Below are 21965 nucleotides of genomic sequence, written 5' to 3' on the forward strand. Positions count from 1 at the left end.
TCTATCGGGAAGCATACCTTTTCGGGGCATCGTCGTGAACCTCGGATGCGGAAGTCTCGTAAGAGTGCCCCATACCCAAATAGGTCTCGACGATCCGACGATCGTCGCGCAGGACGGCACTTTCGCCTTCCATCGAGATCTCGCCATTCTCGAGCACATAGGCATGGTCGGACACTTGGAGTGCCGCCCGGGCGTTCTGCTCGATCAAGAGAATCGCTACATCCGCGGCACGCAAGGCCGCAACGATCTGGAAAACCTCCTTAACGATCCGAGGCGCCAGTCCGAGGCTGGGTTCATCAAGCATGAGGAGCTTTGGTGCGCTCATCAGCGCGCGGCCAATGGCGAGCATCTGCCGCTCTCCTCCTGAGAGGGTCGCAGCGTACTGCTTGCGCCTTTCCTTCAGTCGGGGAAATCGAGAGTAGACCTCGTCCAAACGTGACTTCAGCGCAGCCCGGCCTATCGCACGCGACGGATAGCCCCCAAGAAGAACATTATCTTCGACGCTCATCGAGCCAAAGAGCTCGCGGCGTTCCGGTACCAGACAAAGGCCATTCTCGACACGCTCTTCGGCGTCGGTCGACGAGAAGTCTACGCCACCGAACAATATGCGTCCACGACACGGCAACAGGCCCGCCGCGGCGTTCAGAAGGGTTGATTTTCCTGCTCCGTTCGGACCGATGACCGAAATCACCTGCCCTTTCCCCACAGTGAGTGATACGCCGAAGAGGGCCTCCACCTTGCCGTACGCGACCCGAAGTTGGTCCACAACCAGAAGATCGCTCACTCCACGCCTCCCAGATACGCTTCAAGTACCCGTGCATCCGATTGAATGAACTCCGGCTTGCCTTCCGCGATGAGGTGACCGAAATCGAGCACGATGAGCCTGTCCACGAGATTCATCACGAAATCCATATCGTGTTCGACGATCAGAATGGACACACCCTCCCTACGTAGCTGTCGAAGTGTCTTCGCGAGCGCCACCTTTTCCTGCAGTCTTAGTCCCGCAGCGGGCTCATCAAGCAGCAGTATGGTTGGATCCGCGGACAGTGCCCTGGCGATTTCCACGATGCGCTGTTGACCAAGAGCCAGCGACCCGGCTTCCGCCAACGCCGATTGAGCAAGACCCACTCGATCGAGCTGCCTCGAAGCTTCCAATCTCACCGCCTTCTCACGGCGACGCTCAAGGTGCAGGAGCGCGGGCAGGAAGCCGGTTGACGCGCGATGATCGGCACCAATCATCACGTTTTCGACCACACTCATAGTCGGCAAAAGGAGCACGTGTTGGAAAGTACGCGCCAGACCTTCCGCTGCGATCTTGCGTGAAGGTAGTCGCTCAATGCTTCGACCCCAGAATTGCACAGATCCTGTAGTCGGGGAGATCACGCCGCTGACCACGTTGAACATAGTTGATTTGCCGGCCCCGTTGGGACCGATGACACCGACGATCTCGCCTGCCCTAAGCGAGAAGCTCAACCCCTCTAATGCCACCAATCCGGCAAATTTCTTGCCGAGATCGCTTACCATCAGGACGGTCGCGTCAGGAATGGGCTTGTCGCGGATCGGAAGGTCAACCGGCGTGACGCCGGTGTCCTGTGCAGTGTACTCTGCACTAGTGAAGAACTTCCGGAGCGGATGCAGAAAGCCCTCAGGCGCCTTTTGCAACAGAATGATCAACACCACTCCGAAGACAATCATCTCATAGTTGCCGCCGTGGCCCAAAATCGCCGGCAAGAAGTCCTGAAGCAGTTCTTTGGAGATGATCACGGTCGCGGCGCCGACGAGCGCACCCCAGACGAGTCCAGCGCCTCCCACCACCGTCATGAAAAGGTATTCTATACCGAAGTTCAATCCAAAAGGGGTCGGGTTCACGAACCGAAGCATATGGACGTAGAGCCAGCCCGATAGGCCCGCCAGCAGCGCGGCAAGGACAAACGTCTTCACGCGGACCGTGGCGGTGTCGATGCCGAACATTTCAGCCATTACCGCGCCGCCCTTGAGCGATCTCATCGCGCGGCCTGGTCCCGAGTTGAGCAGGTTTGTCGCTAGGACAAGAGCGAACATGACCACCAGCCAGATCAACAGAAATATCGACCGCGGAGTGTCCAGTGCAAAGGTGAACATTCGAATTGGGGGAATACCGCCCAAACCCGTCTGGCCACCGAGCAGTTCAATATTGCCGAAGAGAAAATAAAGCGCGATTCCCCACGCGATCGTGCTCAACGGCAAGTAGTGGCCTTCCAGCCGGAGAGTGAGGGCGCCAATCACATAGGCCGAAAGCCCGGTGAGGGCCAAAGCGACGAGAAGCCCAATCCATGGATCTAGACCAAAAGCCGAGGTGGTAACGGCCGACGAATAGGCGCCGATGCCAACGAATGCCGCCTGGCCAAACGAGGTCATGCCACCAATTCCGGTGAGCAAGACAAGACCCAGTGCGACCAGCGCTGACAGGCCGATGTAGTTGGCCAGCGTCACCGAATATTCACCGCCGAAGACGAGAACGGCTGCCAGGATCGCAATTAGAACGGCGAAGGGAACCGCACCATGGATGCGCCTGTTCACTTATTCCTCCTCGAAATGAATGCCGCGAAGGGATCGGCAGAGCAGCACCGGAATGATCAGCGTGAAGACGATCACCTCCTTGTAGGCGCTTGCCCAGAAGGAAGAGTATGATTCCAGAATTCCGACGAGAAGTGCTCCCGCGGCCGCGAGCGGATAGCTTGCGAGTCCGCCGATTATGGCCGCTACGAAGCCCTTTAGCCCGATAAGGAATCCCGTGTCGTAGTAGATCGTTGTCACGGGAGAGATCAGAATGCCGCAAGTAGTGCCAATACCTGCCGCAAGCGCGAAGGTGAGCCTCCCCGCGTGCTTACCTCTAATTCCCACCAGCTTTGCACCGACGCGATTGACCGCCACCGCGCGAAGTGCTCGACCGCGCAGCGTAAGGCCGAAAAACAGCCACAGAGCTACGATCGCAGCCAATGAAGCCACGATTACCCAAATACTTTGGGCGGTGACCAACACCGGGCCCAAGGTCATCGAGAAATCAGCAACCGGGGGATTTCTCGATCCCTCGGCTCCGAATGCAAGCAAGCCGACTCCGACCATGACGAAGTGCACGGCCGTCGCAACGATCAGAAGCATCAAGACGGAGGCACCCGCCAGCGGCTCGAACGCCAGCCGATAAATCTGAGGCCCAAGCGGAATCATTATGGCGAGGGTAAGCGGGATTGCCAGAACTTGAGACATCCCCCCTGGCGCAAAACGCCACGCGACGAATACGACCGCCAAAGCGTAGAAGATTCCCGCTAGCGATTTTACAATCGCTTTGGATGTCACGCCACCACGATAGGCTTTCCAGACGTCGATCACGCAGATAGCGATCGCGCCGCCTAACATCAGCCATGCGGTTGTAGGCACTACACCGGAGAGTAACCCCGCGAACGTGAGGGCGCCATAAGCGACGAACTCACCCTGCGGAACGAATACGATACGAGTTACCGCGTAGACCAGCACGATCGCGATCGCCGCAAGCGCGTACACCGCGGCGTTCACCAGTCCGTCCTGCGCGAGAATGAGAACGATATCTGTGTTCATGCGATCCCCAAAAAATGTGGACCGCTCCAATGCAAGAGCGGTCCAGGTCTGGGAGGAACTTAAGACCCGCCAGCCTTAACAAAGGCCCACGTGCCGTTACGGATGGTGATCATCGCCGGCGAATCCGCGGCAAAACCCAGATGATCCTGCGCGCTCATGTTGAACACGCCATGCGTAGCCGGCAAGTTGGCCGTACGCTCGATTTCTTCGCGCAACGCCTGCCGGAATTCCGGGGTTCCGGGCTTCGCCTTGGCCGCGGCTTTTGGAAGAGCGCTCTTAAGCAGAAGCCATGCGTCGTACGCGTTCGCCCCGAATGTCGAGAGCGAATTAGGTCCGTACGTCCCTTCATACAGCTTCTTGTATTCCAGGCCGGACGCCTTCGCCGGGTGATCGTCAGGCAATTGCTCGACGACAATGACCGGTCCGCTGGGAAGCAGAGTGCCCTCTACGTTCTTCGCGCCGACACGGAGGAAGTCATTGTTAATCACGCCGGACGTCTGATAGATTTTGCCCTTGTAACCGCGTTCGCGAAGCGTGACCTGCGGAAGCACCGCTGGGGTACCCGACGCTCCGATGAGAACCGCGTCCGGACTTGACGTCATCACTTTCAGCACCTGGGCGGTAACGCTCGTGTCGGTCCTGTTGTATTTCTCCCAGGCGCTCATCGACACGCCGTTTCGTTCGGCGGCCTTCTGAAGTTCCGTGCCCCAACCTTCTCCATACGCATCGTTGAAGCCGATGTAGGCCAAGGTTTTCACGCCGGTCGCCGTCATGTGTCGTGCCACAGTCTCGGCGATCATGCTGTCGTGATACGGCGTCTTGAACACCCAGCGTCGTTGCGCATCCATCGGATCAACGATGCGTGCAGAGGCGCCAAGGCTAATCATAGGCGTCTGAGCACCACTCGCCACTTCGATCATCGCGAGGGAGTTGGGCGTCGTGCTGGAGCCGACAATGGCATCAACACGGTCTTCCGATGTCAGCTTCTCAGCGTTCTTACGAGCTGCCGTCGTATCCGAAGCATCGTCAAGCACGATCCACTCGATCGACAAACCACCGATGGATTTGGGAAGAAGTTGCAGCGTATTGCGCTCCGGAATTCCAAGTGAAGCCGCCGGACCGGTCGTGGACAATGTCGCTCCCAGTTTGACTTGACCGAAAGCGGGGCTAGCGAGCGCAGCGAGCACCACGGCTAAACAGATCTTCCACATGTTATCCTCCCAATACGAAGTTGACGATTATTCGGCGGCGACGAGATGCACCCCCGTTTGCGGAGTTGCACTTGGCACGCGCTGATCCGCGGCGATGACATCGCCTTCTCGCACCATCGTTTCGCCGTCGAGGAGCACGGTGCAATTCCGCATCGGGATGTCGATGTGGCATGGCGAATTGTTGCAACCACCAGCTTCGGAATTCGGGCCTGTGGAAAAGAGAAAATTTCCGTAAAATGACCGACCGTCCATGCCGAGCGTGCGCGATTTGTCGTGTTGCATCTGAAGGGCCGTCCATTTCGCCTTGGGCTGCAGGCCATATCCCACATGCGAGATCGCGTACGCGCCAGGGTCGTTGTAACTGGCCATGTACTCCTTCAGGTACTCGGCCTCGAAACCGCCTTCGATCGATCGGATGAGACCTCGCTCAATTCGCAGCGTTGTCCGCGACGTCGCGTACATCTTGAACGGAAACAAAAGATCGCCTACATCGATCACAACCGTCCCATCACCCTGTCCCTCGTTCGGCCAAGTCGATGTGAAGCCGCTAGGCCAGTGGTCCCAATGACCGGGTTCGTCGGCGTAGCCGTACTCCGGCAAGGTTGGAAACTGGCCGATCGGCAAAACGAGATCAGTACCCGCCGGCGACGTCACCTTCATGGTCTTGGCGCGTCGCAAGCGATTGTCGGCCGCCATGACGCGCCGCTTATCTTCTTCGGTGGGCACCATGCGCGCGAGGATTTCCGGTGGCTCAAGAACCATAAGCATGCGCGTGCCGGCCTTCAGGATCTCAAGTTGTTCGGGCGAGTGCAGCAAGCCCATCAGATCCGCAACGAACGACACGTTCTTCAGAGTCTCGACGGCGGCGCGATTTCCGGTCAGAGGAGTGACACCAACGAACGAGGTCCGGTCCGCACCTATAGTGGGCAGCGGCGCAGCCGGCGGAATGTGAAGCTGGAAGGTCGTACAGCCCAATTCTTGAGAGGCTCGCATAGCGGCGCGAAAATTCCGTTCGTTGGAGGCGGCGCCGGTTAACACGCAAACCGTCTCTCCCGGCTTCACCCGGGAAAGCCGCAAGACTTCGAGCCACATCGCGGTATCATTCAGACTCTCTGAGTACATCTGACAATCTCCTTTTCGGCTCTTCACGCCGCGACGAAGTTTCGCTGCGAGAGGAATGTGAGCACATCCTCGCTGCTGACGACGTCGGCGTATTTCTGCGAGAGGTCGAACAGGCTTGCATCGTGAGGCGATAGGGCACGATCCCCGACGCAATCGGAGGGAACGATCGGACGGAAGCCGTGACACAGCCCATCCAGGACAGTCGCGCGCACACAGCCGCTCGTCGTGCACCCCGTCACGACGATGGTGTCGACGCCACGACCGTTCAGCAAGCCGTGCAAACCGGTCTCGAAGAAAACCGACGGCAGCCTCTTGTCGAGAACGATCTCGCCTGGGGCTGGGGCGAGCTCATCGATGATCTGACTTGCCGGATTGCTCTTCGTCAGGGATTTGAGCCGCGGGACTTTCAGACAATGAACCGTCGCGTCTGACCCATCCTCGGCGTAGATGATGCGGGAAAATACAACGGGGCAGCCGGCCGTGCGGAATGCCTGCAGGAGCGGCGCGGTGTTCGCAGCCGCCGCGGCGATGTTTCCCCCTCCGAACAATTGCGGATCGACAAATCCGTTTACGAAATCGACGATCAGCAGCGCGGGAAACTTACCCAGCCCAAGCCTGTGGCCGAACTGCTGCCTCTTGAAGACTTCGATCTCGTCCGGAGTCATCCTACCTCCCCAAGCAGTACGCCCATTTAGAATTAGAATTTGTATACATATGGCGATATGTATACATATAGGAAAACTGGTGGTTGGCAAGGTCGAAATTTTGGGCAGCTTTGAGCTCAATGCGGCGTCATATGTATCCAAATGGACGGGAGAAGGGTGAATGACCTGGGTCGGAAAGCAGGTTTCTCGGAGAGAGGACGGGAGGTTTATTACGGGCCGGGGCGGCTACACGGACGACCTGAAACGGGCGGGAATGACCTACGCCGCATTCGTCCGGAGCCCGTTCGCGCATGCGCGCATCCTCTCGATCGAAATTGACGAAGCGGCACGTATGCCAGGCGTGCTTGCCGTTCTGACCGGGGCCATGTGGGCAGCCGAAGGCAGGGGAGAGATGCCCACAATCGCCCCAGTCCGTTTTCCAGACGGCTCACCGATGAACGAAGCATCACGTCCCGTATTCGCGACGGATATTGTTCGGCATGTTGGGGACACGGTGGCCATCGTCGTGGCGGAGACCAAGTGGCAAGCGCTCGACGCGCTCGACAAGGTACAGGTCGACTACGAACCCCTGCCCGCTGTAGTCGAGGCGGCAGACGCCTTGGCAGAGGGAGCTCCGCTCGTTCATCCTCAGTTCGGAACGAACGTTACATTGATAAACACCGTTGGCGACGAGGCAGCTGTGAAGGCAGCGTTCGCCCGCGCGGATTACATTGGTGAACTCGAGGTCGTCGCCAACCGCATAACGGCCAACGCAATGGAGCCGCGTACCTACCTCGGCGAGTACGACAAATCGCGAGATCACTATACTCTGACCGCCAGCACACAAATTCCTCATCTGGTGAAGAATTGGCTCGCTGACGACTCCCTTCGAGTGCCTGAGCATCAGATCCGAGTCGTCGCGCCCGATGTCGGAGGAGGATTCGGGCCCAAGAACACTCATTACGGCGAAGAAGCCGCGGTCCTGTGGGCGGCACAGAAGGTCGGACGACCCGTCAAATTCATTGCAACCCGAAGCGAATCGCTGATCACCGACGCTCACGGCAGAGACCATGTTACCCGCTGTCGGATCGCGATGAACAAGCAGGGTGATATCCTTGGCGTGGAAGCCAGGACGATCGCCAATCTCGGTGCGTACATGACCGCTTTCGGGCCTAGCATTCCGGCGCATTATTACCCGCGCGTTCTCGCTGGACTGTACCGAACGAAAGCAATTTTCTGCCATATCACGGGCGTCTACACGCACACGGTCCCGGTGGAGGCCTACCGCGGGGCGGGCCGACCGGAAGGAATATATGTGCTTGAGCGGCTGCTCGAGAACGCGGCGCGTGATCTGGGCATCGACGTTTGCGAAATCAGGCGGCGCAACTTCATCAAACCTAGCGATTGTCCCTACGAGACCACTATCGGCGTGACCTACGATTCCTGCAATCCCGACGGACTGTTGGATAAGGTGACCTCGCTCGCAGGCTACGATGATCTTCGCCGCGAACAGGCGCAACTCCGCAGCCAGGGCATCCGGATGGGCATCGGCTTGGCCGGCTTTGTCGACTGCGCAGGCGCACCCAGCCGGATCGCAGCGAAAATCGGCCGCCGTATCGGAGGATATGACGTAGCAACAGTACGCGTTCATCCTTCGGGGAAAGTGACCCTCCTCTGTGGCACGCATTCGCACGGACAAGGACACGAAACGTCGTTCTGTCAGATCGCTGCGGACACTCTTGGAGTTCCTTACGAGAACATTGAGCTCGTAGAAGGCGATACCGACCGCATTGCAAACGGCCTCGGTACCTGGGGATCCCGTTCATTGTTCCTCATGGGCCCCGCGATTGCGCGCGCAAGCGGACGTATCATCAACAAGTGCAAGAGGCAATTCGCCCATCTGATGGAATGCTCGACCGAAGACGTAGTCTACCAAGACGGAACGTTTGAACTGGCAGGTACCGACCGCAAGATGACGTTCACCGAGGTCGCGCGCTGGTGCTATCGGGGGCACAGCTACCCTGAGGATATGGAGATGGGTCTCGAGGAAACGGTATTTTACGATCCTCCTGCCCGAAATACGCCTTCCGGAATGCAGCTCGCCGTGGTCATTGTGGACGAGCATACAGGACTGGTCCGTGTGCGGGATTTCGCGGCGATCGACGACTGCGGCAAAGTAGTGAATCCTCAGATTGTCGAGGGGCAGTTGCATGGAGGTGCTGCGCAAGGGATCGGTCAGGCGCTGATGGAACAGTGCACCTATGATCGCGATAGCGGCCAACTCATCGCCGGATCGTTTATGGACTACGCGATGCCGCGCGCCGATGATCTTCCCTCATTCCGCTTTGAATCCCAGGAGACGCTATCGCCTAACAACCCGCTGGGCGTAAAGGGCGCGGGCGAGAGCGGCAGCATCGCAGCTCCTGCTGCCGTCGTGAACGCTGTCGTCGACGCTCTATGGGACCTGGGAGTGCGAGAGATAAACATGCCCCTGACACCACGCAGAGTATGGCACGCGATCCGCGATGCTCGCGAGCAAAAGAGCCCCTGCGGTGCCCGACTTCCCAGCGGCAAGTGGGAGTCCGACTTTCGAAATCTTGCAGCGACAAGTTCGTAACATGTCTGAGAATTTCTTCACCGTCGCTGACCTCCGGTTGCAGTCTGGCGGCACGCTGCCGGAAGCCGTTCTTGCGTATAAGACCTACGGGAAGCTTTCGCATAGCCGCGACAACGCCGTGCTCTTCCCCACTTGGTTCGGCACGAGGTACTTATCCAACGAGTGGCTCATCGGCCCAGGCAAAGCACTCGACACGGAGAAGTGGTTCGTGATTGTGCCAGGCATACTGGGTAATGGCGCCTCGTCATCTCCAAGCAACACGCCGGCTCCGTTCGACCGAGCTCGATTTCCCCTCGTAACGTTGCTCGACAACATCCGTCTCCAGCACGCGATGATCCGAGCGGCTTTCTCGATCGACCGCCTTCACGCGGTGATTGGTAGGTCAATGGGCGCCCAGCAGGCATATCAGTGGGCCTGCCTTTACCCGGACATGGTTCCTCGATTATTGCCGTTCTGTGGCTCGGCACGAACAAGTCGATTTAACTACGTGTTTCTGGCTGGCGTGAAGGCCGCGCTCACCGCGGACACCCTTTGGTCGAATGGCGAATACGAAGCTCCGCCCCTCGCCGGCCTGCGAGCGGTCGGCCGCCTCTATGCGTCCTGGGCACTCAGCTACCGCTTCTACGACAGGCAGTTGGATCAGACCATGCTCGGCTTTTCCAGCCCTGAGGACTTCATGGTGCGCTTCTGGGAAAAGACGTTCGAAGGCAGGGACGCAAACGATCTGCTAGCGCAAATCGCTACTTGGCAGCATGCCGATATTAGCTGCAACGACACGTTCCGCGGGGACCTGGGCCGGGCGCTGGCAGCGATCCGCGCGCGCACGATCGTCATGCCCTGTCGTACGGATCAATATTTCCTGGTGGCGGATTCAGAACGGGAAGTGCAGTCGATCAAGGACGCGGAGCTGCGCGTTATCGAATCTGACTGGGGACACCGGGCCGGCACCGCAGGCACAGATCCGGTCGATATCGCCTTTGTTGAGCGGGCCATCACCGACGTTCTAGAAGACAGGCGGCCTCGCTAGCCCCGCCGTCCCTGACCTTGGTTATCGCCGAACACCGCGCGCCGAGCAGGGCGATGGCGCCCGCACCTACGATCCCAATGCTACCAACCATCCTAGATCTCGTAGAGCCGCGGATCGATCTTGCGTCGCAACGCCTCGAAGATGCGGCGAGCGCCATCGCCGCGGGGATCAAATGATTTGAGCTGCTGGGTGGCTCTCTCGGCTACCGCATCAGGAATTTCGACCACTGGCGAGCCATATGAATAGGTCGCGACCTGAATCTGGCAGGCACGTTCAAGTCGCCAAAGAAGATAGAACGCCTCCGGCACCGACGGGCCGCACGCCAGCAATCCATGGTTTCTAAGTATCATGGCGCTCTTGCCGCCAAGCGACGCCAGGAGTCGTGGTCCCTCACCCTGGTCGACTGTAATACCCTCGAAGTCGTGATACGCGACTTCATTGTGAAGTTGCGCCGCATAGAAGTTCGTGCATTCCAGGCCAAGAGACAACGCAGCTACGGCACAGCCGGCGGTCGTGTGAGTATGAGCGATGCATCGAGCATCGGGTCGCGCTCGATGAATGACGCTGTGAATCAGGAATCCAGCGGGGTTCACGTCGCATTCTGAACAATCTACTGCGCGACCGTCGAGATCAATCTTGACCAGATTTGAGGCCGTGACTTCGTCATACGTCAGGCCGTACGGATTGATCAGAAAGTGACGCTCGGGGCCGGGTAGTTCGAGAGTAATGTGGTTGAATATGAGTTCTGTCCAACCAAGTGCATTGAAAATCCTGTAGCAAGCTGCGAGTTCGCACCTTGCCTTCCATTCCAACTCCGAGAGGGCAGGAGCTGTCGTCCGACGAAGCTGTCCGTTCATATGAGATTTCCTTATGACAAACGGGCGATGGCGGAAGCAACGCGTTGGCAGGTAGCTGTCACCTGGCCTTCAGATGAAGCGAATGGCATTCGAATCTGGTTTCCGGCCGCCGAGGGCTGTGCCATAGGTACCGCCAGTCTCGGTCGAGCTTGCACTCTGGATTTCAATTCCGGCGCCGGCGAAGGCGTCGCTTGCTGTGCCTCCGATTGGAACGCGTGACTTAGGCCCGGGGAGGAGCAATTCAGAAACGAGAATCCCTCATGGAAACCATGAGTTTTGCCAATTTGCCTATAGGATGAGCCGCCTTCATGCTCGATGAGACGATCGGGGCGAAAGCATGATGAAGGACACCTGTAAACTTCGCGTCAACGGTAAGGATTTTTCTCTCGAGATCGACCCGCGAACGCTTCTCGTCGAGGTGCTGCGCGAACATCTCGACCTAACGGGCACACACGTTGGATGCGACACCTCGCAGTGCGGGTGTTGCACCGTTCTGGTCAACGGAGAGGCAATAAAGTCGTGCACAATGCTTGCGGTGCAAGCAACCGGCCAGTCCGTGACCACGATCGAGGGTCTTGAGGCTAGCGACGGCGGCCTTCATCCGGTGCAACGCGCATTTGTCGAACATCACGCTCTACAATGCGGGTACTGCACTCCCGGTTTCGTCATGAGCTCGGTCGAGTTGACTGAGCGCTATGATGATCTCGACGAAGAGAGCGTACGTCATCTGATCGATGGCAATATCTGCCGCTGCACCGGCTATCACAACATCGTCCGCGCTATCCTCGCGGTCGCCTCGGAGACGAACTCGAAGCGAGCACGGAGTGCCGCGGATGTATAGCTTCGACTATGTCCGACCGCGTGATATAGAAGACGCCAGCAGCTATTTGGCCAGTCATGAGGACGCGAAACCCGTCGCAGGTGGCATGAGCTTGCTCCCCAGTATGAAGCTGCGCCTGGCGCAGCCGAGCGCATTGGTCGACCTGGGCACCCTCGAAACACTGCGGCGAATGGAAGTCACGACGGATTCGTTGACCCTCGGTGCAATGACCCGTCATGTTGATGTGGTCCGATCGGAGGTGATTGCACGAGCAATTCCTGCGCTCGTGAAACTTGCCAGCAATATCGGTGATCGCCAGGTTCGGAATCGCGGCACGATCGGCGGATCCGTCGCCAACTCAGACCCGGCGGCTTGTTATCCGTCCGCGTTGCTGGCCCTACGCGCTGTTATCGAGACTTCCACAAGATCCATTCCAGTCGACGACTATTTCAGGGGGCTGTTCGAGACTGCGCTTGAACCGGCGGAGCTGATCACGGCCATTCACTTGAACGTACCTCTCGCCGCGGACTACCAGAAATTTAAGCAGCCCGCATCGCGGTTTGCCATCGTCGGGGCATTTGTTGCGAAGTTCCGAGACGAGGTTCGTGTTGGGGTCACCGGCACAAAGGTCTGTGCATTTCGATGGCGCGAAGCGGAAGCTGCTCTGCAGCGGCAATTTGACTCGAACGCGCTCGAGGGCCTCTACCTCCCCGAACTCGATGTAAATTCGGATATTCACGCGGATGCCGAATACCGTGTCCATCTGGTCAACGTGATGGTGCGGCGAGCGGTGGAGAACTGCTGTTCACAGCTGGGTTAGATGACGCCGCGTCCCACGCTGGGATACCGCAGCGGTAACGCATCGCAAAGCGTGGCGTTAAAAGCGAGATACGCAACGGTCCCCTCCCGCGTTCAGGAGGCCTGACAGCAAGAAGCACCCGCGACGGCAAGGCCGCTGGCAAGTACGCTTCGGGCGTTGCGCTCGGGCGCGATATCGCCTGCGGCGTTGGCCGCGAAAAAGCCGCTCGGCTTGAGCATGAAGCCCGCATATTCGACAGGCATCACCGGGAAATCCTCCGGCTTGCACACATGAGTGTGACCGAAGGTGTGCCAGACGACGATATCGGCATTCTCAATGCTACGATCTTGCGCCACGTAACGTGGTAGGCCGTCGCCACCAGCGTGAACGTTCGGATAGTCGCCACTGGCATACTTCTCGGCAGGATCAAAGAGAGTAACCCAGACATGTTTGGTGGCGAAGCCGGCGCGCTGGCGCACAAAACTGCCTTCCTGCGCGAGCATCAGCGGGCTTGAATTGACGAGTAGCTTATACGCCGGCGGCGCACCGACCGAGTTCGTCACGTTTGGATTGCTGATTTTCCAGAATCGCCCAGTTTCGCCACTGGCAACAGATGCCGCGGCGCGCTCGCTCGCCAATACTCGCGTAGTCATATCAAATACGGTGCCATACGGGTTGTCGGGGCCCCATGGCCGCGGCACGAAATCATGCTCGGTGACGGTGTTGCCTCCGCCGTCGAGATCCATGTGAAGGCGCACGTTGAAGAAGTGCTGATGAGTCGGACCGCCAAGATTGTCATCGACCATCCCTCCCCATTTGTAGTGTTCACCTGGCATTACCGCCGCCGTCTGAATGATACCCGTGAGCTTGGCCTCGAGTTGGATCGTGCCGTCCTGGTAGAGATACCAATAGAAACCGTAGTCATAGTTTCCAACCGTCGCAAAGAAGCTGATGACGAGCCGTCGCGAGCGACGCACCTCAAACAGCCCGTTGCGGAACTCGTAGTGCTTCCAGAGGATTCCGTGGTCCTCTTCGTGCATGCAAATGGCGTTCTTCATGATAAACGGCTCGCCCTTGCTGTCGGCGGCGGGTACGTCGAAATAATGGATGCTTCCCAGGCAATCGCAGCCGAGCTCCAACGCATTGGCTAGCATGCCGAGACCGTATTCGCCTGCATCGAAAGCAGACTTCCAGAAATGGTTGGCGGTTGGGTCGGCGTAGGGCACCACCATCTCGGTGATGCTGGCGCGATGGATCAGCGACCGCTCGTGTTCGCCATCTTGATAGGCGAGTTGATGCAACACGAGACCTTCTCGCGGCGTGAAGCCTACCCGGAAGCTCCATTTTTGCCACTCCACTTTCCAACCATCGACCCGGAAGCTCGGCCCCTCAGGTTGCTCGATATGCAAGGGACGGATGTCCGTGCGAGGGCTTTTGTTCTCATGGGCACCATAGTTGCGCTTTTTGCGCGGGATCGGCACGATCGGATCCTCATCAGTGAGGTCGATTACCTTTCCCGCGATCAGATCAACCACCGTCACCACACCCTCAATGGGATGGGCATAGCCATTATCCTGCGGATGCTCGCGGAAATAGCTGACCGCACGCACAATACGCGCGCCGCGCTCGAACTCCTTGTTGAAAAATCCCGACGAGAATGGATCGACCTGGATCAGCTCGATGTCCTGGTTGGTGAGACCGCGTCGGTGCATCGCCGCGCGCCAGCCCGGATCGGCTTTGACGATGGCCTCGCAACGGAAGAACTCTTCCAGCATCACGGGCGGCTGGCCGTAGGGCGCTTCCCGGTTCGACAAGATCTTGCGCGAGACAATGGCGTCGCGTCCGAGATCGACGATATGTTCGATCACCTCGCCGCTAGCCACATCAAGCGTCAGCACGAACACGCGTCGCGGTAGCTCTGCCGCCGACGTCAGTTTCCGCAGCTCCCGTTTGCTTGGCTCCTCAAGGCGCACGACCGGGAACCGGCAAGCGGCAGAAGATCCCGCAGCGGCATGCACGAGCCGGCAGGCCTTCGCAATCTCTTCGGTATTGAGCGGATCGAGAGGATGAGGTACCGGCCCCCTCGCCTCTCGGCGCTGAGGTTCTCTCACGGTGACATCCGACATGTCGCTCTTCTCCGATCCGGTCCGGTTGAACGTTGAATGACCCGAGTTTTTCTGGGCGGCGGCGACGGTCTCGCTGGATGACGGATCGTACCTTCCCATCTGGCAGGACTGCTTCGCGGCACTCCATTTCCATGTTGCGGTCGCACAATGCAGGCCAGCTGCAGGTCGATGGCTAGGAGGAGTATGCTCGCTGCCGCTTTCCGACGTTATCGAAATCCGGTAATAGTATTTATCCTACGCTCCCCTCGCGGTCGTGGATTCCAGCGATCCCTTTCACGCAAGATTTTGTTTGATATGGCCTCAACCGTTTCAATCGAGTCACCTGCTCCACTCGGAGCGGTTCAGCGAGCGGGTGCGACCGCTAGGGGCGGAGCCGCGTTGCTGCAGACGAACAGCAATGATGTCGATGAGCATTGCGCAAGCCTTGGGCACTGGCGCCTGAGCTATGACCAGCTCAGCGCAGGCGCCTTTCGTGGCGGCTTTACCCAACTCTCCTTGCCCAGGGTTGAGGTATTTCGCGAGACAACCAGTCAGCAAGTCCGCCAATGCGGCCGGATTGGTTGCAGCAGCTTTGCCATTGGTCTGCCCTGGCAGTCAGCCGGTGAGATAAATTGCAACGGCGTCAGAATCGCCGAGGCCAACATCATCGGTTGCCTGGACGCCGATGTCGACATGTGCACGCCAAAAGGCTTCGAGCTTCGTGGCCTCGTGATGGAGGCGGCCTTGATCAAGGATCTCGCCGCGACTCTCAACATCGAACTGCCTCGAACGCTGTGGCACCAGCTGGGCGTCGTTGAGACGACCACAGCGTCGGTTGCAAGACTACGCCATTTGTTGACCATGATCTACGAGACTATTTTGGTGACACCATCCGTATTTGAGGATCCGGCGGTCTGCCGCACGCTCGAAGACAGCCTTCTCTTCGAGGTGGCAAGCATGCTGCCGACCATACGGCTCCGTGAATACGGGCGGAGTACGGCGGCACGCAAACGCACTGTTGAGCTGGCCTGCGAACTCATGCTTGCGAGCGGTGATCGTCACATATCGCTTCTTGACGTATGCAAAGCCGTCGGCGCCAGCCCGCGCAAGCTGGGTTACTGCTTTCATGAGGTGCTCGGTACGAGCCCGATGCACTACTGGCGCGCGATGCGCTTGAATCGCGTGCGTCGTGATCTGAAGCGTTGCACCGACCGGCATAGCGGTGTCTACGACATGGCTGTACGGCACGGCTTTTGGCACTTCGGCCAATTCTCTCTCGACTACAAGCGGCATTTCTCCGAGCTTCCATCGGAGACCCTGCGCCGAGCGCGACCGGCCTAGTTTCCAAGATGTGCGCCTTGGGCGGTCAAACTTTCGCTTCGTCGGTACGCGAATGCCTTACCTCTGGTGTGTCCTGGGGCAGGCGCCTCACGTTGATTGGACTCACGGGCGATGCTCACTTGGCCTGCGCGCCGCTGCCATCCTGTCGATAGACCTCGCGCCCCTCGAAGATCGTCAACTGAACCCGAGTTCCACCTATCTGCGAAACCGGCACTTGGAAGGGATCTCGATCGAGCACCACCATATCGGCAGACTTGCCCACCTCGATCGATCCCACCTTCTGCTCCAGCCTTAATGCCGTGGCAGCCCCAATCGTCATGGTGGCTACTGCATCGCGGAGCGGAATGCGTTGCGCCGGTCCGATGGAGCGGTCGACAAGCGACTCCAAATGGGGCCAGGGATTGAACGACGCGGCAACGGCAGGCCAGTCGGAGCCGTAAGCTACCAGCGCGCCTGCGTGCAGAAGATCGGCAGTCGGTACATAGCGTTCATAGCGCGCTTGGCCGATGGTCGCGACAACGGCCTTGCTGTAAGGCCCCGGGATCCAGATCGGCGGAGCGATGTCCGCAACTGCCCGAAGCTGCTTGAACCGAACCAGGTCGGACGGCGCCACAAGGCCGACATGGGCGATCTGATGCGGCAGCTGACCAGAGGGATTTGCCTTGCGCGCGGTCTCGATAGCGTCCAGACCCGCTCGCACCGAAGCGTCGCCGGTCGCATGCATCTTCACGGTAATTCCCATTCGGTCCATCTCAGCAAGATCTTGCTGGATGCGTTCTGGCTTCATGCGAAGCTGACCTCGGAAATCGGCGGGGTGACTGTCGTCGTGTTCGTAGGGTTCCAATAGCGCACCGCTGTAGGTGATTGGCACGCCGTCGAGGTAGAGCTTTACGAAATCGGTGTAGACGTGCGCAGTCCGATACTGTGCGCGATTGCGCACCGTTTCCTCCTGGACAGCCTGCGTCTCATTGAATTCGGTGTCATACATGAGGAACGTGGCAACGTTGGCGCTTAGCTGTCCGGCCCGGTCGACGACAACAAATGCTTCAACCGTACGACGGTCCGCGCGAGCCTCCGCGAAGGTAGTAATACCGAACCGATTGGCCTCCTGCGCGGACCAGCGGACGGCCGCCTCGTATTTTTCTGACGCCAACGGCGGAATCCTGCTGAGCGCCTGGCTGGCGGCTTCCAAAGTGAGAAGCCCATTCGGTTCGCCCGACGCGTCCTTGAGCACATGCTCTCGAGTCGCTGCCGTTTCCCTGGTCAGGTCCAGTATCGCAAGAGCCTTGCTGTTGACGTAGGCCACCTGTCCCGAATCATCCAGCAGGTATACAGGGTTGTCGGGTGAGACGGCATCCAGCTGGGATCGATGAATCTTGCCTGTGCCGATATAGCCGTTCGCCCAACCACCGCCCGAGACCCATTCGCCTGGCCCCACCTTCTGAGCGCACTCCCTGACTTTCGGCGCGATATCATCGACCGGAGTTTGGGGAGAGAGAACGCAACTAAAGAGCCCCCGAAGTGCACCGCGCACGTAGTGCCCGTGCGCGTCGATGATACCCGGCATCACCGTGGCGCCGTTTAGATCGACAACCCGTGTTTTCGGCCCAACGTGCTGCCGGATGGCCTCGTCGGTACCGACAGCGAGGATCCTGCCACCCACGACCGCCACGGCTTGCACCGACCGATCACTGGCATCCAGTGTGCGGATATTTCCGCCAAGATAAACCGCATCGGCGGGTGTCGCGGCTTGAGCAAGCAGTGGAAGGAAAAACGCCGCAAGGACGAAAGTCGCCAGTGCGGCCACTGCTTTTGGTAGGCGACGGCTCTGCGGCTGCATGAACTCCTCCCTGCGCTGCGGATGCTCCATACTAGGCAGGGCTGCCGCTCGTAGTTATCGAATTTCAGCAACATTGCGGGTGCGGCGCGATGCGCCTGGAGTTGGTCGCGCGTGAGCGAAACTGCAGTTGCCCCGTCGAGACGGTGCTCGCGATCATTTCAGGCAAATGGAAGGTTCGGGTCCTTATCTCCTTTCGTTGGATGGCCTTACGTTTGGAGAAATAGGACAGTTGGTCGGCAGCATCCGTCAGCAGGCGCTGTCTTCCGTGCCGGGAGAACTGATCGCAAGCGGCGCTATTTGCCGTACCGAAACGGTCTGGTTGCAGGTTCGAGTCCTGCCGGGCGCATATGGTAAGGAATGTCGAACCGACCGCTCCTACTGCAAGGCATGGCGCGCGATGATCATCCGCTGCACCTCCGATGCGCCTTCATAGATGCGGGTGACGCGCGCGTCGCGCGCCAGCCTCTCGATGCCGGCATCCTCTACATAGCCGAACCCGCCGTGGAGCTGAATTGCGGTGTCGGTGACGCGATGCGCGGCTTCGGAAGCGAACAGCTTCGCCATGGACGCCTCGCGCGCGAACGGCTCGCCACGATCGCGTTTGGCTGCCGCGTTCAGGATCAGAAGCCGGGCCGCTTCAATATCGACCTCGCGATCCGCGATCATCCATTGCAATCCCTGGAAATTCGCGAGCGATTGTCCGAACTGAACACGCTGCTTGACGTGCTCCTTGGTGCGGTCGAGCGCGGCCCGCGCAATGCCAAGCGCGAGCGAGGCGATGCCGATGCGGCCCAAGGCAAGCTCGGCAACCGCAATGCGAAAGCCATCGTTCAGACGGCCGATCAGCGCCGAGCGTGGGATCCGGCATTTTTCGAATATGACGGTGTTCGTCGCGGATCCCCGCTGCCCCATCTTGTTCTCGGCCTTGCCGACGACAAGGCCGGGTGTGCCCGCTTCGACGAGAAACAGCGATATGCCCTTGCCCTTGGGTGCCGAGCGGTCGGTCACTGCCCATACCACGAAGAGACCGGCGTATTCGGCAGATGTACAGAAGATTTTCTCGCCGTTGAGGACAAATCCCTCGTCTTCCAAATCGGCGCGCGTCTTCATGCTGGCCGGATCGGATCCCGCGCCTGCCTCCGTCAGGGCAAAGGCGCCGGAGACATAACTGCCATCGGCAAACCGTCGCAGATACCTGTCCTTCTGCTCGTCGGTCCCGAACGCCTGAAGGATGAAGGTCACCATGTTGGTCAGCGCAAGCGTCACCGCCGTCGAGGGGCAGGCATAGGCGACTTCATCGATCGCCAAGGCCATCGCGACCGTGGTAGCGTTTGCACCCCCATAGCGCTCGTCCATGCAAAGCGACGCAAAGCCGGCGCGGGCAGCGCTACGCAAATTGTCGAGGAACTCCTGGCGGCCCCCGCCGCGATCGAGGGTCGCGACGAGCGGACCCAACTGCTCGCCCGCCATCCGTCTTGCGCTGTCGCGGATCATCAGTTCTTCTTCGGTCAAAGCGAAATTCATCGGAATCTCCTCATCAGGCGGCTGAAATGCCGCCATTCACGCTGATCGCCTGCCCGGTAATCTTCGCCGCAGCAGGACTGAGCAGGAAAGACACGAGCGGACCGACCTCGTCCGCCTGCACAATGCCCAGCGAGGCCCGCTTCATCGCCGCCGAAAATATTTTGGCCGCGAAAGGATCCTCCATCGCCGCGTCGTGCGCGAGGGTGTTACTGACCACCGACGGCGTCACCGCATTGACGCGCACGCCGTAGCGCTTGGCTTCCATGGCGAGCGCGCGGCAGAACATCACCGTCCCGCCATAAGCGGCGCCAATAACAGCTTCTCCCGGCGTCGCAAACTTACCGGCATCGGACGCAACACAGATGACCACGCCGTGCTTCTGCGCCGACATGTGCTGGATCGCGACATGCGTCGGAAAGATGTTGGGATGCAGAAGGCCAGTCAAGACTCGCTCGATATACGCCGCGTCCGTCCGATCGAAAGGTCGGGGAATGCCATGCGCCCCGGCGCAATTGACAAGAGCGTCGACGCGGCCATGGGCTGTGACGCAAGCGTCGATGCAAGCTTTGGCTCCATCCCAAGTCGTCAGGTCGGCGGCGACAAAGCTGATGTCAGACTTGACTTCCATCGAGCTGGCAAGGTCACCGAGACGCTTCGCGGCTTCCGCACCGCGCTCCGTGCTTCTGCCGACAATGACGAGATGCGCTACGCCGTCGGCGACAAGCGCCTTGGCGATGCCGAGCCCCATCCCTGAGGTTCCGCCGGTCACGACAATCGCCATCTGCTTGAGCGCCTTCACCGTGAAGATTTCGGTCATCGGTCAAGTCCCTGCTTGTTGCGTGCGGTGTTGACGTCGGCCGAGAAAGCGGGTCAAGCGCTGTCGCGCATCCTGGCCTTCGATCAGTTGGGCGATTTCGTCGAGTTCGGTTGCAAGGCCGCATGAAGCGAGCGGGCTCGCCTGACGCAAACAGGCCTTTGCCGCTTTGACGGCGGCCGCCGAGGCGCGCGCGCATTCATTCGCGAATTCGCGCACGCTCGCCTCAAAGGTATCCGCGGGAAACACCTCATCGACGATCCCACCGCGACGCGCTTGTCGTGCGTCGAGCGTCGCACCGCGGAGGATGATGCGGCGCGCCATTCCAAGTCCGGCCAGGCGAACGAGGCGCTGGGTGCCGCCAGCCGCCGGAATTAGTCCAAGGGCGAGTTCCGGCAAGGAGAAGCTGGCGCGATCCGACGCCAGGCGAAAGTCGGCGGCCAGCGCAATTTCGAATCCTCCGCCCGCGGCTATCCCGTCCACGGCGCAGACCGTCACAGCAGACAAGGCCTCGAAGCGATCGATCAGTCGCTGCAGTCTTCCGGCATAGGCGCGCAGCGCCGCGCCGGCCTCCGGCTTGTCAAGAAAGCCAGCGACCGTGGAAAGATCGGCACCGGCGCAAAATTCTCGCGCGCCGCTGCGCAAGACAACCACGCTGACGTCTTTGCAGCGCTCGATTTGCGCCAGCGCATCCTCGAAATGGTCGAGCATGGCAGCATCGAGCGCGTTCACCGGCGACCGTTGGAGAATGATCTGCGCGATCGGTGGCGCCAACTCCAATTCAATCGGCGAGACCGTCAGCGTGGCGGTCGCATCGTCAAATCCGCATATCGACATTGTCAGTCGCCCTGCACGCGGAAATTCGGACGCCGCTTTGTCGAAAAGGCCTTCACGCCCTCTTTGGATTCTTCACTTTCATAGAACAGAGCGAGCGCCTGCATGCCAAGCATGGAAATGCCGCGTATGTTCTCCGAGTCGGCGTTGAACGATCGCTTGGCTAGCGCAAGCGCCGTCGGGCTCTTCTCCATGATCTCGGCACACCAGGCAGCCACCTCGCGGTCGAGATCGGCATCATCGACGACGGCGTTCACAAGACCCATCTGCAGCGCCTGCTCGGCGGTGTAGCGCCGGCACAGATACCAGATCTCACGCGCCTTCTTTTCACCGACTGCGCGCGCCAGCAATGCGGTGCCGAAACCAGGGTCGACTGAACCGACCTTGGGACCGACCTGGCCGAAGCGGGCGCTCTTTGCCGCGATGGTCAAATCGCAGATGGTGGCAAGAACGTTTCCGCCGCCGATCGCATAGCCGTTGACACGGGCAATGACCGGCTTGGGTACGTCGCGGATGACGGTTTGCAGCGTCTCGATCGCGAGACCCACCGTGCCGCGTCCGTCGTAGTGACCGTCATGCGACGACAGATCGCCGCCAACGCAAAAGGCGCGATCCCCGGCGCCCGTGAGCACGATGACCCCGATCGACTTGTCCCAGCCTGCGGTACTGAACGCGTCGATCATTTCGTCGACTGTCCGCGCACGAAATGCGTTGAGCTTGTCGGCACGATTGATCGTGATTCGGGCCACGCCACTTTCGACCCCATAAAGAATGTCACTGTAGTCCATTGCGGTTTTCCTTGCTTCCAGAGCGCCG

The 21965-nt window shown here is 59.5% G+C and carries 18 protein-coding genes; 5 read left to right on the forward strand and 13 right to left on the reverse strand.

Annotated elements, in window-relative coordinates; genetic code table 11:
- Position 1 precedes the first annotated feature (1 nt).
- The 6 genes from QOU61_RS28955 to QOU61_RS28980 are packed head-to-tail and all read right to left on the reverse strand — an operon-like array spanning position 2 to position 6592.
- The gene (locus tag QOU61_RS28955) at positions 2-784 is read right to left on the reverse strand and encodes an ABC transporter ATP-binding protein (RefSeq protein WP_289654627.1); all 783 of its coding nucleotides are present in this window, start codon (positions 782-784) and stop codon (positions 2-4) included.
- Entirely contained in the window at positions 781-2559 is a 1779-nt protein-coding gene (locus QOU61_RS28960; RefSeq protein WP_289654628.1) for a branched-chain amino acid ABC transporter ATP-binding protein/permease, read from the reverse strand. The genes QOU61_RS28955 and QOU61_RS28960 overlap by 4 nt, the downstream gene beginning before the upstream one ends.
- The gene (locus QOU61_RS28965; protein WP_289654629.1) at positions 2560-3594 is read right to left on the reverse strand and encodes a branched-chain amino acid ABC transporter permease; all 1035 of its coding nucleotides are present in this window, start codon (positions 3592-3594) and stop codon (positions 2560-2562) included.
- A gap of 59 nt (positions 3595-3653) precedes the next feature.
- Entirely contained in the window at positions 3654-4805 is a 1152-nt protein-coding gene (locus QOU61_RS28970; RefSeq protein WP_289654630.1) for an ABC transporter substrate-binding protein, read from the reverse strand.
- 27 nt (positions 4806-4832) lie between these two features.
- Positions 4833-5927 (reverse strand): 2,5-dihydroxypyridine 5,6-dioxygenase NicX family protein, encoded by a 1095-nt coding sequence (locus tag QOU61_RS28975; RefSeq protein ID WP_289654631.1) that lies wholly within the window; start codon positions 5925-5927, stop codon positions 4833-4835.
- Between the two features lie 23 nt (positions 5928-5950).
- Complete coding sequence (locus QOU61_RS28980; RefSeq protein ID WP_289654632.1) at positions 5951-6592, reverse strand: isochorismatase family protein; 642 nt, start codon at positions 6590-6592, stop codon at positions 5951-5953.
- Positions 6593-6752: 160 nt separating this feature from the next.
- On the opposite strand from QOU61_RS28980, the gene QOU61_RS28985 reads away from it, so the two are divergent.
- Together QOU61_RS28985 and QOU61_RS28990 are read left to right on the forward strand one after the other, a co-directional pair.
- On the forward strand, positions 6753-9188 hold the full coding sequence (locus QOU61_RS28985; RefSeq protein ID WP_289654633.1) for a xanthine dehydrogenase family protein molybdopterin-binding subunit: 2436 nt from the start codon (positions 6753-6755) through the stop codon (positions 9186-9188).
- A gap of 1 nt (position 9189) precedes the next feature.
- Positions 9190-10215, forward strand: coding sequence for an alpha/beta fold hydrolase (locus tag QOU61_RS28990; RefSeq protein WP_289654634.1), 1026 nt, complete (start codon positions 9190-9192; stop codon positions 10213-10215).
- A gap of 92 nt (positions 10216-10307) precedes the next feature.
- Here QOU61_RS28990 and QOU61_RS28995 read toward each other — a convergent pair whose 3' ends face one another.
- Positions 10308-11072, reverse strand: coding sequence for a class II aldolase/adducin family protein (locus tag QOU61_RS28995; RefSeq protein ID WP_289654635.1), 765 nt, complete (start codon positions 11070-11072; stop codon positions 10308-10310).
- Between the two features lie 337 nt (positions 11073-11409).
- Here QOU61_RS28995 and QOU61_RS29000 point away from each other — a divergent pair, with 337 nt between their 5' ends.
- Both QOU61_RS29000 and QOU61_RS29005 read left to right on the forward strand, forming a co-directional pair.
- Positions 11410-11913, forward strand: a complete 504-nt coding sequence (locus tag QOU61_RS29000; protein ID WP_289654636.1) for a (2Fe-2S)-binding protein — start codon at positions 11410-11412, stop codon at positions 11911-11913.
- Entirely contained in the window at positions 11906-12712 is an 807-nt protein-coding gene (locus QOU61_RS29005) for an FAD binding domain-containing protein (RefSeq protein WP_289654637.1), read from the forward strand. Before QOU61_RS29000 ends, QOU61_RS29005 begins: the two co-directional genes overlap by 8 nt.
- A 92-nt stretch (positions 12713-12804) precedes the next feature.
- Here the strand turns inward: QOU61_RS29005 and QOU61_RS29010 are convergent, their stop codons facing one another.
- The gene (locus QOU61_RS29010; RefSeq protein ID WP_289654638.1) at positions 12805-14817 is read right to left on the reverse strand and encodes a primary-amine oxidase; all 2013 of its coding nucleotides are present in this window, start codon (positions 14815-14817) and stop codon (positions 12805-12807) included.
- Between the two features lie 378 nt (positions 14818-15195).
- Here QOU61_RS29010 and QOU61_RS29015 point away from each other — a divergent pair, with 378 nt between their 5' ends.
- Complete coding sequence (locus tag QOU61_RS29015) at positions 15196-16137, forward strand: helix-turn-helix domain-containing protein (protein WP_289654639.1); 942 nt, start codon at positions 15196-15198, stop codon at positions 16135-16137.
- Positions 16138-16252: 115 nt separating this feature from the next.
- Here QOU61_RS29015 and QOU61_RS29020 read toward each other — a convergent pair whose 3' ends face one another.
- The 5 genes from QOU61_RS29020 to QOU61_RS29040 form a co-directional block, all read right to left on the reverse strand.
- Entirely contained in the window at positions 16253-17977 is a 1725-nt protein-coding gene (locus tag QOU61_RS29020) for an amidohydrolase (RefSeq protein ID WP_289654640.1), read from the reverse strand.
- Positions 17978-18352: 375 nt separating this feature from the next.
- Positions 18353-19501, reverse strand: a complete 1149-nt coding sequence (locus QOU61_RS29025) for an acyl-CoA dehydrogenase family protein (protein WP_289654641.1) — start codon at positions 19499-19501, stop codon at positions 18353-18355.
- Positions 19502-19514: 13 nt separating this feature from the next.
- Positions 19515-20318, reverse strand: coding sequence for an SDR family NAD(P)-dependent oxidoreductase (locus QOU61_RS29030; RefSeq protein ID WP_289654642.1), 804 nt, complete (start codon positions 20316-20318; stop codon positions 19515-19517).
- A 3-nt stretch (positions 20319-20321) separates the two neighbouring features.
- Complete coding sequence (locus QOU61_RS29035; protein WP_289654643.1) at positions 20322-21152, reverse strand: enoyl-CoA hydratase/isomerase family protein; 831 nt, start codon at positions 21150-21152, stop codon at positions 20322-20324.
- A 2-nt stretch (positions 21153-21154) separates the two neighbouring features.
- The gene (locus tag QOU61_RS29040) at positions 21155-21937 is read right to left on the reverse strand and encodes an enoyl-CoA hydratase-related protein (protein ID WP_289661829.1); all 783 of its coding nucleotides are present in this window, start codon (positions 21935-21937) and stop codon (positions 21155-21157) included.
- Between the last annotated feature and the right edge of the window lie 28 nt (positions 21938-21965).

This window comes from Bradyrhizobium sp. NP1, assembly GCF_030378205.1.
Lineage (GTDB): Bacteria > Pseudomonadota > Alphaproteobacteria > Rhizobiales > Xanthobacteraceae > Bradyrhizobium.